Source organism: Sanguibacteroides justesenii (assembly GCF_003204205.1).
Classification (GTDB): Bacteria; Bacteroidota; Bacteroidia; order Bacteroidales; family Marinifilaceae; genus Gabonibacter; species Gabonibacter massiliensis.
This window is the reverse complement of the sequence record NZ_QJPL01000013.1, coordinates 1-14,463: the sequence shown is the minus strand read 5'-3', so window position 1 is coordinate 14,463 and position 14,463 is coordinate 1. Positions and strand designations below refer to the sequence as shown.

Sequence of the window (14,463 nt, the reverse complement as noted above, 5' to 3'; positions counted from 1 at the left end):
GAGTCTTGATTTTAATTGATGGTTTTACCTTCGGCCAGACACAATAATTTTTGGTGTTCACCCACGATCCATACGATATCTCCTTCTTCGAAGACGGTAGAGGGTGAGGGGTTCATGATGGAAGTGGAGCCTCTTTCGATGCCAATGACCAGACAGGCTTCTTTATCCCGTATTCCCGATTCCCGGATGGTGCGTCCGACCAATTTCGCCCCTTTTTCGATGATGAACTGTTCTAAACTCACTTCTTCCGTGTTTTTTTCTTTAATCTCTTTCTCTCGTTGTTGGACTCTATTTTCTACAAATTTGCGGAAAATTTCGATCTCGTTATCCGTGGCAGCCACGATAAGGCGGTCAAACGGATAAACCACCTCCTCTCCCCCGGGTATGTTTATTCGTTCTTCTCCCCGAAGAATGGTCACCACGCTAACCCCGCAGGATTGTCGGAAGTTTAATTCCTTTAGACTTTTCCCTACGCTCGGGGAGGTTTGAGCGACTTCGAATTCGGCCAAATGTAAATCTTTGGATAATAAATGACGTACAAAACGTTGTTTGATGGGCGATTTACGTTCTTCTTCCTGCTGACGTGCCGTAAAGTTTCGTAGGAATCGGCGTTCAAGAAGAATAGAGTGTTTCTTCAGGCGTTTGGAGAAAATAAAAAGCAGAATGGTAATCGTGGCGATAGCGATAAGAAGTCCCGATGCCACGTTGATCAGCTTGGAAATGACAAACATAACGATCCAGATGCATAATGCTATCCGTAAGACTATCAGAGAGATCAGGGGGCCCCTGTTGTATTTGTTGTCGTTCCATAATTGTTGAAATTCCGACGAATGATTTTTTTTCATCATGATGGCCCGTAAAAACGGTGAGATGACGAGAAGTATCAAAACGGCGCTTATGATAGAGCCCTGAATCCCCGGGATTTTTTCCCGGATAAAGGGGGTTATGTATTGTAAAAAAATGGCGATTGAAAAGATAGATAAAACCGTGTAGGTAATTACGATTTTGAACAAGGATTTCAACAGTTGTTTCCAGGTATTCTTGTGGCGGATCGTGTTTGATCCCGAGCTATATCTTTCCAGAAAATGGATCCATGATCGAGGCAGGCGGGTGCTCAAGGAGCGATAGGTCGGTTCGGCGATCCGGATCATATAAGGTGTGAAAAATGTCGTAATGACGGAAACGGCAACGACAATGGGGTATAAAAAATGATCCGTTACCTTTAGAGAGATACCTAAGCCGGCTATAATAAAAGCGAATTCTCCGATCTGAGCCAAGGAAAAGCCGGATTGCACGGCTACCTTCAGAGTTTGTCCCGAAAGTAAAACTCCCGATGTCGCACAGGTAATTTGTCCGATCATTACGGTTAAGGTAATGAGTAAGATGGGAAACCAATATTCCAATAGCATGGCCGGATCGATCATCATTCCCACGGAAACAAAGAAAATAGCCCCGAACAGGTCTTTTACCGGTTTTAAGAGATGTTCGATATTTTCGGCTTCGGTGGTCTCGGCTAAAATGGAACCCATAACAAAGGCTCCCAAGGCAGAAGAGAACCCTGCTTGGACGGCCAACATGACCATGCCTAAGCATAATCCCAGGGTCACAACTAATAACGTTTCGCCGTTCAGCCATTGTTTCACTTTTTTTAGTAGGGTCGGAATAAGGAAAATACCGGTTATGGACCAAAAGAGTAAAAAAGCACTTAATTTCAGTATGCTGTCAATCATTTCCAGTCCTTCGAAGTGTTTGCTGACGGCAAGCGTGGATAGTAGAACCATCAATACGACCGCGAATAGATCTTCTACCACCAATATCCCGAATACGACACTTGCAAAACGCTGGTTACTCAATCCCATGTCGTCAAAAGCCTTGAAAATGATAGTCGTTGAAGACATCGATAGCATTCCTCCCAGAAAAAGACTGTTCATGTGTCCCCAACCTAAAAACATGCCGACCACGTATCCTAATGTCATCATTCCTCCCACGGTGGTAAGAGCTCCTATCATGGCTGTTCCTCCCACGTTCATCAATTTTTTGAAACTGAAATCGAGGCCTAAGGCAAAAAGTAAAAAGATAACGCCTATATCGGCCCATATCTGAATATCTTCCGTATCGGTTACTAATGGTCCTCCGAAGGTATAGGGGCCGGCAATCAATCCGGCAACAATATACCCTAAGACAACAGGTTGTTTAAGCCATTTGAAAATAATGGTAATTAATCCGGCCGAGAATAGTATAATTGCCAAATCCGATATTAAAACGGGTACGTGCGACATTTGAATCGTTTTAACGACGCTCCAAAGGTAATGAATTTTGCCCCGGATGGAATGATTCTGTCGAAAAAAGATGTTTCGTGTAGAATATGAGTCTGTTATTTAGATTCAAAAAAGATATCTTTTCTACTTTTTTAACATTATAGTCTGAGCAAGGATATTACATTTGTCAAATTAATATATGTGTGTTATGAAAATAGATCGTTTTTTACAAATTTTTGTCGTAAAGGAAAAGAAATTTTATCCGATGTATAAGGAGCAGGCTTCTGTGATAGAGCAAGCCGCCAATCTTTTGGTAAAACTTTTGCAGGAGCAAGACCCTGAAAAACAGAAAGTATTGTATAAGGATATAAAAACTTTTGAAAACCAAGGGGATAGTATTACTGCAAAAATATATGAAGAACTGAATAAGACTTTTGTTACTCCTTTTGACCGCGAAGACGTGAATTCGTTAGGTTCGCGGATGGATACGTTTTTGGATTTCATACATGATTCGGCAAAGCGGATTCTGATGTACCGGCCCAAGAGTGTGAATAAGACTTTGGTCGAAATCGGAAAGCATATTGCGGAGGATGCCGTTATTTTAAAGTCGGTTATGGAAAATTTGGAATACATTCAGAAGAAGCCGCAAATGATCAGTGAGAAATGTTATCAGATCAAGGCAATCGAGCATGAGGTGGACGATTTATACGAGCAGTTTATGAGTGATGTGTTCGCCAACGAGAAAGATGCGATCGAATTGGTTAAGTTGAAAAATATCGGGCAGGCTTTGGAAGATGCCACAGACCGGGCCAAGGACATAGGAGATACGGTTCGGGGAATTATCATTAAATTTGCATAAACCTATGTTGACCATTGTACTTATTGCGATTGTTGTAGCCTTGTTATTCGATTTTTTGAATGGAATGAACGATGCAGCCAACTCGATAGCTACTATTGTGGCGACACGGGTATTTTCTCCCACGATGGCTGTCTTATGGGCTGCCTTTTGGAATTTTTCTGCGATTTTTATTTTTGGAGTAAGTGTAGCTCACACGATGGGGGAAGGCATAGTCGAACCCACTAAGATCAACGAATTTTTGATTTTAGCTGCCCTATTGGGATCGGTAGTTTGGGTTTGGTTGTGTACTCATTTCGGTATGCCTATCAGTGTTTCTCACGCTTTGATCGGAGGTTTGATCGGTCCGGTTTGGTTTACTTACGGAAGTTCGGCTCTGGTATTTTCCGGAATTTTCAAAATAGCTATATTTATCGTACTTTCCCCGCTGATCGGTTTGATACTCGGGTTTATCATGATGTGTATTACTTTGCGCGTCTTTCATAAGCAGCATCCGGTAAAAGTAGAGGGGCTTTTTAAGGCCTTCCAGCTTTTCTCGTCTGCAATATTCAGCTTGGGACATGGTGCTAATGATGCACAGAAAACGATGGGAATCATAGCGATCCTTCTTTTCAGCGTGGCTGGAAGTAACGAATTTGTCGGTGAATATCTATACGAGAATACGGGTCAGTTTCATGTCCCGTTATGGTTGATTATTACCTGTTATTCCGTCATTGCCTTAGGTACTATTATCGGGGGTAAAAAGGTGATAAAGACGTTAGGGGACGGGTTGGCCAAATTGAAGCCTGTACAAGGTTTTTGTGCGGAAACAGCAGGAGCTTTGACGTTGATCGGAACAGCGGTATTGGGAATACCGGTCAGTACTACTCATACGATTACCGGTTCTATCATAGGGGTCGGTATTACGAAAGGTGTTGCTTCTGTCCGTTGGGCCACGGCTTCCAATATTGTTGTCGCTTGGATATTAACCATCCCTGCCACCATTGTCATGTCCGGTTTGATTTATTGGATGATGGGATTCTTTTTGCCCTTGCCAGAATGACGGTTGCTAAGAACAAGATGTATCAGATGAATACCTGGATAAGATTTTTGAAAGGGCCTTATCCAGTTTTCAATTAATTATCAATTATTATACCTGCTGGGCAATGGTCCGAATGGTTGGCGTTGGGAAGAATATAGGCATCTTTTAGTTGGGCTTGTAAATTTCGGGATGCCATGCAATAATCGATACGCCATCCTTTGTTGTTTGTTCTGGCATTGAATCGATAGCTCCACCAGGTGTAGCAATCAGGTTCTTCCGGGTGGAAAAGCCGGAAAGTATCGATAAAGCCGGAATCGATGAAATTACCTATCCATTCCCGTTCTTCGGGAAGAAAACCGCTATTCGTCGCATTCCGTACGGGATCGTGAATGTCTATCGGGCGATGGCATATATTATAATCTCCGCATAGAATTAATTTCTCGCGTGTTTTCTCCAGATCTTTGACATAATTTTGAAAATCAGCAAGCCATTTCATTTTAAAAGCTTGTCTTTCATCTCCGGTAGTTCCGGAAGGATGATACACGCTCACGACGGAAAGATCCCCGTAGTCGGCCCGGATGAATCGTCCTTCATTGTCGTATTCGGGAATATTCATTCCGTATACTATTTGATCCGGTTTCTGTTTTGTCAGGATGGCTACGCCGCTATATCCTTTCTTTCGGGCTGAAAAAAAATAGGTGTGATATCCTAATGCTTCAAATTCCAGAAGTGGAATTTGTTCCGGTTGAGCTTTGGTTTCCTGAATACATAAAACATCCGGTTGTTCTTCAGCCATCCATTCCGTCAGTCCTTTGGAAAGAGCGGCCCGGAGGCCGTTCACATTGTAAGTGATAATTTTCATTTTATTCCGTTAAAACGGACAAATCTACATTTTTTGCTGAAGAAGAAAAACGGAATCGAGGTTCTTTATTTTAAATAATCGTGACGAACAGGCATGAGTTGATCGTCTAATTCGAACAATTGAGGAATACCGGTCGGTATTTCCAACTTGACGATATCTTCATCGCTGATGTTATTTAAATATTTAACGAGAGCTCGCAAGCTGTTCCCGTGTGCGGTTATCAAAACCGTTTTATCGCTTAATAAAGCCGGTGCAATATAATCTTGCCAGAAAGGCAGGACTCGATTAATGGTCAGGGACAACGACTCTCCGAGAGGCAGAGCTGCCGGGTCCACATCTTTATATTTGTTTTCAAAGACGGCGTTACGGGGGTCGTCGGGTTCTAACAAAGGAGGTGTTACATCAAAGCTTCTTCTCCAGATGTGGACTTGTTCCGCCCCGTATTTTTTGGCTGTTTCTGCTTTGTTCAATCCTTGTAATGCACCGTAATGTCTTTCATTTAGCCGCCAATGATGGATTTCCGGGACCCAAACCAGATCGGCCGCTTCGGCCAGCAGATGTTGTGTCCTGATAGCCCGTTTTAGAACAGAGGAGTAAGCGATATCGAAAGTCAAATTATTTCTTTTGATTAGTTCTCCTGCTTTTCGGGCTTCCTCTTCTCCTTTTTCGCTGAGGTCTACATCGATCCATCCCGTGAATTTGTTTTCTTTATTCCAAACACTTTCTCCATGTCTGACTAATATCAATTTTTTCATGTTTTTTCTTATTTGTATTTATGGGTATTACGTGTTTGTAACACGAAATGTTTTGGAAAGCCGGAGGGTATCGCGTGCAATAATAGAGGTTTCCGGGGTTTGTAGACGGAAATAAAAACGGTTGTAAGTAAAAGGTGGGGTTGGGAAATCTCCGTTTGTTTCCTGTACCGTATAGTAGTCCGGTAACGATACAGTCGTCTTCCCTATCATGATGAATGCGGCAGCAGTCATTTTTAACGATAGGGAAAACGTATACGTTTCATGGTTTTCTCTCGGGTGAGTACTTGTTATAAGTAGCATCAGGCTAAAAATACCGCCTGATCGTTTCGCCGACATGGGTAACTAAACGGATAATTAAAAAAAAACGAGCCGGGAATGAAACAATTTCAGTGGAAAGAAAGTTTAATAAGAAAATAAAAAATATAAAGTTATGATATTTATTCTGTACATAATTATCGGTATATTAGCCGGGTATTTTGCCGGTAAGATCGTTCGGGGCGGTGGATTGGGTTTAATCGTGAATTTGATTGTCGGTATTATCGGTGGCGTGTTAGGCGGCTGGTTGTTCGGGTTGATGGGAATTGCTATGGGAGGAGTTATTGGGAGTTTGATTTCGGCAACTGTCGGGGCTATCGTATTATTGGCAATCGTGTCGTTATTCAGCGGCAAATGAACGGATAAAATTGAATTGTAATGTAATTGATAATGAGAAACGGACGAAGGGGAATTTGTCTGCTCGTATTTGTATTATCATTGAATTGCTTTGTCACGGGGCAGATTCAGGGGATAAAGGAAGATAGTTTATCACGTCAACGGGAACGATTGATTCGGGAAAAAGTACGTCTCGATACGATTTTGCCTAATGAAGAGGATGCTTTAGCTATTTTTGATAATACCCCGAGTTTCGGAATATACAGAGATAATTATTTTGTGACCGGAGTTCCGACCAATCGTCGTATAGACAAAAATAGTGCGGATGCGAAATTTCAAATCAGCATCCGGCAAAGATTGACTAAAAGTATCTTACCTTTTAGAACCTTTCTTTATTTGACCTATACTCAAAAATCTTTTTGGGATATATACCGGAAATCGAGTCCGTTTTTAGATAATAATTTTAATCCCGGGCTTAGCTTAAGTAAAGCCATCATATATAAAAATCAGATACGGGGAGTTGCGGTATTCTCTTTTGAGCACGAATCGAACGGAAGGGATTCTTTAGAATCCAGGAGTTGGAATTATTTTTCTTTATCCGGTTCTTATTTTTTTGATTTGCGCTTTTCGCTGCAACTTAAATTATGGGCCGGATGGGTCGATAAAGACGGGAATCCAGACTTGTTGAAATATAAAGGTTATGGATTATTGGCTTTTAATTATCAAAGTGCGAATGAACGTTTATGGTGTTCCGTCGTTATTAATCCCCGACGTCAATTTATTGATATGAATACCATATTGGAAATAAATTATAAGCCATCCCTTAAAGCGAATGAGTATTTTTTTATTCAGTATTACAACGGTTATGCAGAGAATATGCTGGAGTATGACCGTTATGTTTCGATGGTACGCGTGGGATTTTGTATAAAACCTTTTTTAAGAAACTATTATTGACAAATAATATTACTTGATTATTAAAAGATTTGGATGAATATATTGGAGTAGATGTGGGGGAAATAGGGGTTTAATTTGTAATTTTGTTGTCTCCTTTTTGTCATGTTTGGAGAGTTTCTTAAAATAAGTGTGTGAGTAATGACAAGAATTAAATATGATAAACAAATCTCTATTTAAAATGGACTATAAATCGTATTTGTTGAGTCTGATTTTATTATTTTCGGGGATAAGTGGATTACAAGCCAGAGAGGTAGCAGAAGATAAAAAATTGTTGGTGATTAGTTCTTATTCTCCTCTGAAAGAGAGAGGAAGTCGTATCATTTCGGCCTTCATAGAAGAGTTGGGGCTGAACACGGATGTGAAGGTGAACATAGAATATTTGGATTGTGAAGCTAATCCGAATTTTGAGGATTGGAGTAGTTGGATGAATTCTTTATTTCATGCTTATAGCGTGTTGCCGAAAGCCGTTATTCTAATTGGAAGTGAAGCTTGGATGGCTTATCGACATAGTTGTATAGAGAAATGGAAAGGTATTCCGGTCATACTGGGAGGTGTAAAACGTGGTATAATCGACTATTCGGGGGTTAAGGCAAAAGATATACACGATATTTTATCTACAGAAACAACATTCGACGGATACAAGGTGGCGGGTTATTATATCGTGGATTATTTCGAGGAAAATCTACGGTTAATAAAACAGTTACAACCGGAGGTGAAACATATCCTACTTTACTATGACGACCGTTATCGCCAGATCTTTTTCGAACCCTATTTGAAATCGATTGTTGAAAAAATAGGTGGTTTGAAGATACATTATTTTCCTGGAAGTCGTTTGAGTACGACAGCTTTATTGGATTCTATCGCTTTGGCTGATAATCATTGTGCCTTGATTTCTGCCGGATGGTATACCGATGTGAACAAGTCTTTACATGCGAGCACCATGTTGAGTAACGAGTTGCCCTATCATACGGACAAATTCGTTTATGGAATATTAGATTTGGATTTTGGAGATTCTCGTAATTTCGGAGGGTATTTTGTAACCGGAGAGGAGCTGGGAAGGGATCTGGCCAGTTTGACTTATACGGTGTTGAAGAACGGGATAGAGAAGGCTCCGTTTTTTACGATAACGCCTACGCGGCCTCGTTATCATCTGAATTATTCCATCTTCTCGCAATCCGGGATCAGTAAGTCTCGTTTGCCGGAAAATGTGGTTTGGCATAATATGCTTCCCTCTTTTTGGGAAGAGTATCCGGAGGAGGTGGTTGTGTTTTTTGTTCTGCTTATCTGTTTGGTGATTGTTATTTTATTTATTGGTTATAATAAAAAACGAAAAGAGAGGGAATACGTACGGTTAGTTTCAAAAATGACCCATTTGTTGGAAAATATGCCGGACATGGTGGTTATTTACGATAGTTTCCTGAATGTGATAGATATTGTTAATCCTTTGCAAGATGTATTATTGGTATTGACAAAGGAGGAGATACTGGGGAAAAATATTCAAGAAATAGGAGAAATAGCGCCTGAATTTAAGGAGGCTTTTACGATTATAGAAGAAAATGTCAGGCGTACGATAAAGGACAAGAAGCAATATTCTTTTAATTACGTGGTAAAAATAGGTGATAAGGAGGCATTTGCTGAGTCGAGGACGGCTCTTTTCGAGGGCGATAAAGTGATCTGTTTTGTACGTGATATAACCCCTCGCGTAGCGGCGCAAAAAGAGGTTCTGAAATTGAAAACTTTTTTGCAATCGATCATCGATAACCTGCCTGTTGGACTCTTTGTAAAAGATGTCTCGAATGATTTCCGTTATATTTTTTATAACCGGAAAACGGTAGAGTTTTACCAGGAAAAATCTGATATTTTTTTGGGGAAGAATGATTTTGAGTTGAACGATCCTAAAGCCGCCATGTATAGAGAAGAAGATAGGATGGTGCTGAATAGTGATATGCCGTTGACATACGAGAGGTGTATATATGATCAAGAAGGTGCTCTTTTGCGTTGGGGCGTGTTGACGAAAACAAAATTATTGAATAATGATGATTCCTGTTATCTTATCGGAATTGTTGTTGACATTACGGATATCAGAAAGAACGAAATCGAATTAGGTAATATTAAGAATGAACTCTCTTTGGCCTTGGATGCCGGTTCTTTATCGGTTTGGACTTATGATGTATCCCAAAAGAAGTTCTCCTCTTTTTATCATGATACGGTAGCGCAGAACGGTTTGAGTTTTGAGGAAGCATATTCCATATTGCATCCGGATGATCGGGGAAAGTACAAGCGTTTTATGAACGTATTGATTTCCGGGGAGAAAGAGAAAGATTCCGTTCGATTGCGTTTTAAACGGGGAGAAAATTACAAGTGGTATGAAACGCACGCGATCGGTATTTGTTCTGTGGACAATGATTCGATTTGTCAGATCGTCGGTACGGAACGGGATATTACGGATGAGATCGGTAAACAACAAGAGTTAGAGGAGAGTAAATTTAAATTGGAATTGTCTTTTGAAGCGGCGGATATAGTGCCTTGGGATTATAATGTTGAAGAGGATTTATTTTATTCCGGCAGTGAGAAATCGGTTTTTTTTGGTAGGAGATTCAGTCTAAGCGAGTACTTGCTTCTTGTACATCCCGATTATCGCGATAGATTCCATCGGGAATTGCAACGGGTAATCTGCCGGAAAACCGATGTGATGGATTTGGTGATCTATACGACTGCTTTAAGTGGTAATTATGAATGGACTCAGTTGACGGCCAAGGCTATGGGGATGGACAAAGATGGAAATGCGCTGAAGGTTATGGGGACCCGAAAATATATCACAGAGGCAGTGGAGGCGGAGAGGAGATTAAAAGATTATATTTTTAAATCTGATTTGGTCATAAAATCTGGAGGAATAGTTCAATGGGATTACGATATTGCTACGGGAATATTTTCTTCACCCAATCCTGAGTCTTTCATGTACCATGGTATTACGACGGAAGAGTATTATTCTTATATGTACGGAGATGATATTCATATCGTGGAAGAGGCTCTTCAAGAGTTGATTCAAGGAGAGGTCGAGACAATAACCATTCAAGTCAGAGTGAAATTACAAAATAAGGATTATCGTTGGGTAGAGATTCACGGAGTCGCCTATGAACGGGATGATAAAGGAAAATTAGTGAAGGTCACGGGGTTGAGGAGAGATATAACGGATTGGAAGAATGTAACGAACGAGTTAATTCTATTGAGAGACAAGGCTGAAGAATCCAACCGATTAAAGACGGCCTTTTTGGCTAATATGAGCCACGAGATTCGTACTCCGTTGAATGCGATTGTCGGTTTTTCCGACCTGATTACCCAAACGACCGATGCGGATGAGATTCAGGATTATTGTCGGATTATTGAGACCAATAACGAGTTATTATTGCAATTGATTAACGATATTCTGGATCTGTCGAAAATAGAGGCGGGACAGCTTGAATTTGTCTATTCCGATATAAATGTCTCTACCCTGTTCCGGGATCTGGAACAGATATATCTTTATCGAATTAAACCGGATGTACGGTTGATTTGCGAATTGCCTGAGGAGACCTGTATCATTCATTCTGAAAAAAACCGTTTAACACAGGTGATATCTAATTTTTTAAGTAATGCCAGTAAGTTTACATCGTCGGGAAGTATTCGTATGGGGTATGAACGGGTTGCGAAAGGATTACGTTTTTACGTTACTGATACTGGTAAAGGGATTGCTCCTGAAAATCTAAAGAATGTATTTGAACGTTTTACTAAATTCGATAGTTTCGTTCAAGGAACCGGATTGGGGTTATCTATATGTGAGATGATTGTTAAGCGGTTGGGAGGAGAGATCGGGGTTGACTCCGAATGGGGTAGAGGAAGTACATTTTGGTTTTTCATACCTTGTGACGTTTCGGTTGAAAAGGGGGTGAGAACCGATCTTTTGTTGCCAAAAAACGGAGCGTCGGTTAAGAAGGAGAATCGCGATAAAAAAGTAATTTTAATTGCCGAAGACAACGATAGTAATTTTTTGTTTTTGTCCACTATTTTAAAGAAAGAGTATGAATTGGTATGGGCCAAGAACGGAAAAGAAGCGATTGCTTTATATAAAGAAAAAGCTCCTCAAGTGATTTTTATGGATATAAAGATGCCTGAAATGGACGGATTGGAAGCGACATGTGAAATCAGGAAAATAGATAAAAGAATCCCGATTATAGCTTTGACTGCATATGCGTTTGATGAGGATCGAATTCGTGCCGCGGAGGCAGGATGCGATGAATTTCTGACCAAACCTGTCAACGTGAAGATGTTGAAGGATTTGTTGGTTCGGTTATTTGAAGTTTGAAGATTCGTGATTGGATAATTGAAACGACGGGAAACCCCGTCGTTTCAATTGTAAATCCGTTTGATATTTAACGCAGATCGTTGATTTCTACATCGGGATGAGCTTTCGTGTCGAAACGGAAAAAAGTTATGTCCAATTCCTGTTCCGGTTTTTTTAGACTTTTAATCGTAATGATAATGTCGTTTCCGTCTTTCCCGTAAGAGATAACTTTCTGTACCGTATTTTTGGCCGTATCTATCCAAACTCCTATTTTTTTTATTTGTTTATGAGGAGCTTTAGGGGTTAATTCGATGTAAGCAATCCCGTTTTTATTCTCGACTAACTTTTGGTTGAACTTTTGATTATGAATGTCGAAAAGAATAGTCGGGTTTAAAAAGGATTCCTGATCTTCGTCGGGGAGTTTTACGGTTACCTCTTCCGCATCCGGCATGTATGTATAAATGGTCTCTCCGTCAAAGTAATTTATTTGATCCATAATTTCAATCTTATACATTTTTTCCTTCATGTAAGCTTTCCCCTCGTAAGACTCGTGGATATTTTCGGCTTTATTTTCCATCGCCATGTCGAATACAATTTCTACGGCAGGATACGATTTTATTTTTTCTACAGTTTTGTCCAGAATGTTTTTAGCGTTCGTGTCTGTTTGAGCGTAAGAGAGCATGCTGCTCATGGCGATTGCGATAAGGGATAAAATGTATTTCATAGTGATTTGCTTTATATTTTCTTTAATATGGAGACAAAGATAAAGAATATCGGATAGATGTAAAAATTTGGGGGCAAATGTTTCCTAAAATTCGTATGGATCTTATTAAGGATAGATACGTTGGATCAGGCCATTGCTTGCTAATCAATTTGATGAGGATATAATCGGGAATAGGTTGTTCCTTTCTTTAATTGTTTATTACCTTTGCGGCATTTCGAAGGAGACGATATGAAGAAGGTAAAGGGAATAGTGTTTGCTGCCGTGTCGGCTGCCACTTTCGGATTGATCCCGTTGTACGCGAATCAAGCTATTATAGATGGGGTGAATAACGAAACAATATTGGTTTATCGGTATGGGATTGCCGGTTTGTTGTATGCTATTTATTTGTGGATAAGTAAGGTAAGCATGCGTCTTTCCCTGGCGGAATTGAGGGAAGTTTTGATCGCCGGTGTCGGTGGATATGGGATTACGGCTTTTTTTCTTTTTCTTTCTTATCATTATATGCCGACGGGGATGGCTACGGCTATTCATTTCTTCTATCCAGTCGTGGTGGCCGTATTGATGGCTGTTTTTTACCGGGAAAAATTATCCGTGGTTGTAAAAGTCGGTATTTTAATGGCCATCGTCGGTGTTTATTTTCTCTCTTGGTCTCCGGGAGAAATCAAGTGGTTCGGGTTGTTTTTTGTATTGATGTCGACCTTGACTTACGGTTCTTATATTGTTGCTTTGAACCGTCCCGTACTGAAACGGATAAATCCCGATGTCCTTACCTGTTATGTGATGTTGTTTTCGGCTGCATTTTATTTTTTGGTCGCGGTCGTACAAGGGAAATTAGAGATAGTGGCCCGCCCGGCTTTCGTGTTGGATATGTTTTTATTGGCTTTATTAAGTACTATTTTGTCTGCTCGTCTTTTGGTTGCAGCCGTAAAATTGATAGGTCCTGTACCGAGTTCCGTGTTAGGGACTTTAGAACCTTTGACAGCGATTACCGTTGGTGTTTTTTATTTTCACGAGCAATTAACCTTCTTGAATTATGTCGGATTGATCGTTGTTATTGTTGCGGTGACGATCGTCATCTGTAAAATGAAAAAGTAACCTGCTTTTCTGTTTGAAGTTTATTCGGATGTTTGCGGGTTTGTATTGTATTTTCTTTAAATTTGCAAAAGATTTTAGATATGGATTCTATATGTTATTGTTTATAAAACTCGGTTTTTTTGATATTATAGATATTTTATTGGTAGCATTTATTTTTTATCAGGTGTATAAACTGGTGAAAGGAACAGTCGCTATCAATATTTTTGCCGGGATTTTTACGTTCTACGTGGCTTGGTTATTGGTCCGGGCTTTTAATATGGAGTTAATATCTTCTATTCTGGGGCAGTTTATCGGAATGGGAGTGATTGCTTTATTGATCGTTTTCCAACAGGAAGTAAGGCGTTTTTTATTGTTGATCGGCAGCAAATATAATCTGCAAAACATATTTAACCTGGAAAGATTGTTTTCGAAACCTTCCATGAAGGACGAAGTGATAGATGCTATCGTACGGGCGTGTGATTATTTTTCCAAAACAAAAACGGGGGCTTTGATTGTATTGTCTCAAAACTCGGAATTGTTTAATTATGCGCAAACCGGAGTTCTGCTTCGGTCGAATGTTTCGGAAGAGTTATTGGAAAATATATTTTACAAGAATACACCTCTTCATGATGGTGCCGTGATCATTACCGATAATAAAATTTTGGCGGCGCGTTGTATCTTGCCTGTTTCGGATAATAACAATATACCGGGGAGTCTGGGGTTACGCCATCGGGCGGCTATCGGTATGAGTACGGCAACGGATGCCCATATCGTGGTCGTTAGTGAAGAGACCGGAAATATCTCTTTCGTTAAAGACGGTCACTTTAAGGTACGTATTACTCCGCAAGAATTAAGTAAATTTTTGCATAATGATTTTGCCGGTTTTGTCGTAAACAAGTGATAGTGATACCCCTTGGTCGATGCATGGAGTATTTGACCGCCTTTTATGTACCCCGTATTTTTATTCGAAGCGATCGATTCTCGATT

12 protein-coding genes are annotated in these 14,463 nt (G+C 40.2%); 7 read left to right on the top strand and 5 right to left on the bottom strand.

From position 1 onward, the window contains the following. Positions 1–11 precede the first annotated feature (11 nt). Positions 12–2,279 carry a cation:proton antiporter domain-containing protein gene (locus tag DMB45_RS14300; protein WP_041504505.1) on the bottom strand — a complete coding sequence of 756 codons (2,268 nt, stop codon included), beginning with the start codon at positions 2,277–2,279 and terminating at the stop codon, positions 12–14. Positions 2,280–2,466: 187 nt separating this feature from the next. Here DMB45_RS14300 and DMB45_RS14295 point away from each other — a divergent pair, with 187 nt between their 5' ends. Both DMB45_RS14295 and DMB45_RS14290 read left to right on the top strand, forming a co-directional pair. Continuing rightward, complete coding sequence (locus DMB45_RS14295) at positions 2,467–3,117, top strand: DUF47 domain-containing protein (protein WP_041504504.1); 651 nt, start codon at positions 2,467–2,469, stop codon at positions 3,115–3,117. Positions 3,118–3,121: 4 nt separating this feature from the next. Next, entirely contained in the window at positions 3,122–4,156 is a 1,035-nt protein-coding gene (locus DMB45_RS14290) for an inorganic phosphate transporter (protein ID WP_041504503.1), read from the top strand. 73 nt (positions 4,157–4,229) lie between these two features. Here the strand turns inward: DMB45_RS14290 and DMB45_RS14285 are convergent, their stop codons facing one another. From DMB45_RS14285 to DMB45_RS14655, 3 genes are all read right to left on the bottom strand, one after another. Then, positions 4,230–4,997, bottom strand: a complete 768-nt coding sequence (locus DMB45_RS14285; protein ID WP_041504502.1) for an exodeoxyribonuclease III — start codon at positions 4,995–4,997, stop codon at positions 4,230–4,232. 65 nt (positions 4,998–5,062) lie between these two features. Then, the gene (gene gpmA, locus DMB45_RS14280) at positions 5,063–5,752 is read right to left on the bottom strand and encodes a 2,3-diphosphoglycerate-dependent phosphoglycerate mutase (RefSeq protein ID WP_041504501.1); all 690 of its coding nucleotides are present in this window, start codon (positions 5,750–5,752) and stop codon (positions 5,063–5,065) included. Positions 5,753–5,779: 27 nt separating this feature from the next. Further along, complete coding sequence (locus tag DMB45_RS14655; RefSeq protein WP_152616181.1) at positions 5,780–6,088, bottom strand: hypothetical protein; 309 nt, start codon at positions 6,086–6,088, stop codon at positions 5,780–5,782. A 94-nt stretch (positions 6,089–6,182) separates the two neighbouring features. On the opposite strand from DMB45_RS14655, the gene DMB45_RS14275 reads away from it, so the two are divergent. From DMB45_RS14275 to DMB45_RS14265, 3 genes are all read left to right on the top strand, one after another. After that, positions 6,183–6,425 (top strand): GlsB/YeaQ/YmgE family stress response membrane protein, encoded by a 243-nt coding sequence (locus tag DMB45_RS14275; protein ID WP_041504499.1) that lies wholly within the window; start codon positions 6,183–6,185, stop codon positions 6,423–6,425. A gap of 32 nt (positions 6,426–6,457) precedes the next feature. Then, on the top strand, positions 6,458–7,357 hold the full coding sequence (locus tag DMB45_RS14270) for a phospholipase A (protein WP_041504498.1): 900 nt from the start codon (positions 6,458–6,460) through the stop codon (positions 7,355–7,357). 178 nt (positions 7,358–7,535) lie between these two features. Next, a complete protein-coding gene (locus DMB45_RS14265) occupies positions 7,536–11,699 on the top strand; it encodes a response regulator (RefSeq protein ID WP_052634879.1) in 4,164 nt (1,387 codons plus the stop codon). A gap of 67 nt (positions 11,700–11,766) precedes the next feature. Here the strand turns inward: DMB45_RS14265 and DMB45_RS14260 are convergent, their stop codons facing one another. Further along, positions 11,767–12,402 (bottom strand): LolA family protein, encoded by a 636-nt coding sequence (locus tag DMB45_RS14260; RefSeq protein ID WP_041504497.1) that lies wholly within the window; start codon positions 12,400–12,402, stop codon positions 11,767–11,769. Between the two features lie 228 nt (positions 12,403–12,630). Here DMB45_RS14260 and DMB45_RS14255 point away from each other — a divergent pair, with 228 nt between their 5' ends. Both DMB45_RS14255 and cdaA read left to right on the top strand, forming a co-directional pair. After that, positions 12,631–13,497 (top strand): DMT family transporter, encoded by an 867-nt coding sequence (locus tag DMB45_RS14255; RefSeq protein WP_041504532.1) that lies wholly within the window; start codon positions 12,631–12,633, stop codon positions 13,495–13,497. 91 nt (positions 13,498–13,588) lie between these two features. Continuing rightward, positions 13,589–14,377 (top strand): diadenylate cyclase CdaA, encoded by a 789-nt coding sequence (gene cdaA, locus DMB45_RS14250; protein ID WP_041504531.1) that lies wholly within the window; start codon positions 13,589–13,591, stop codon positions 14,375–14,377. Positions 14,378–14,463 lie beyond the last annotated feature (86 nt).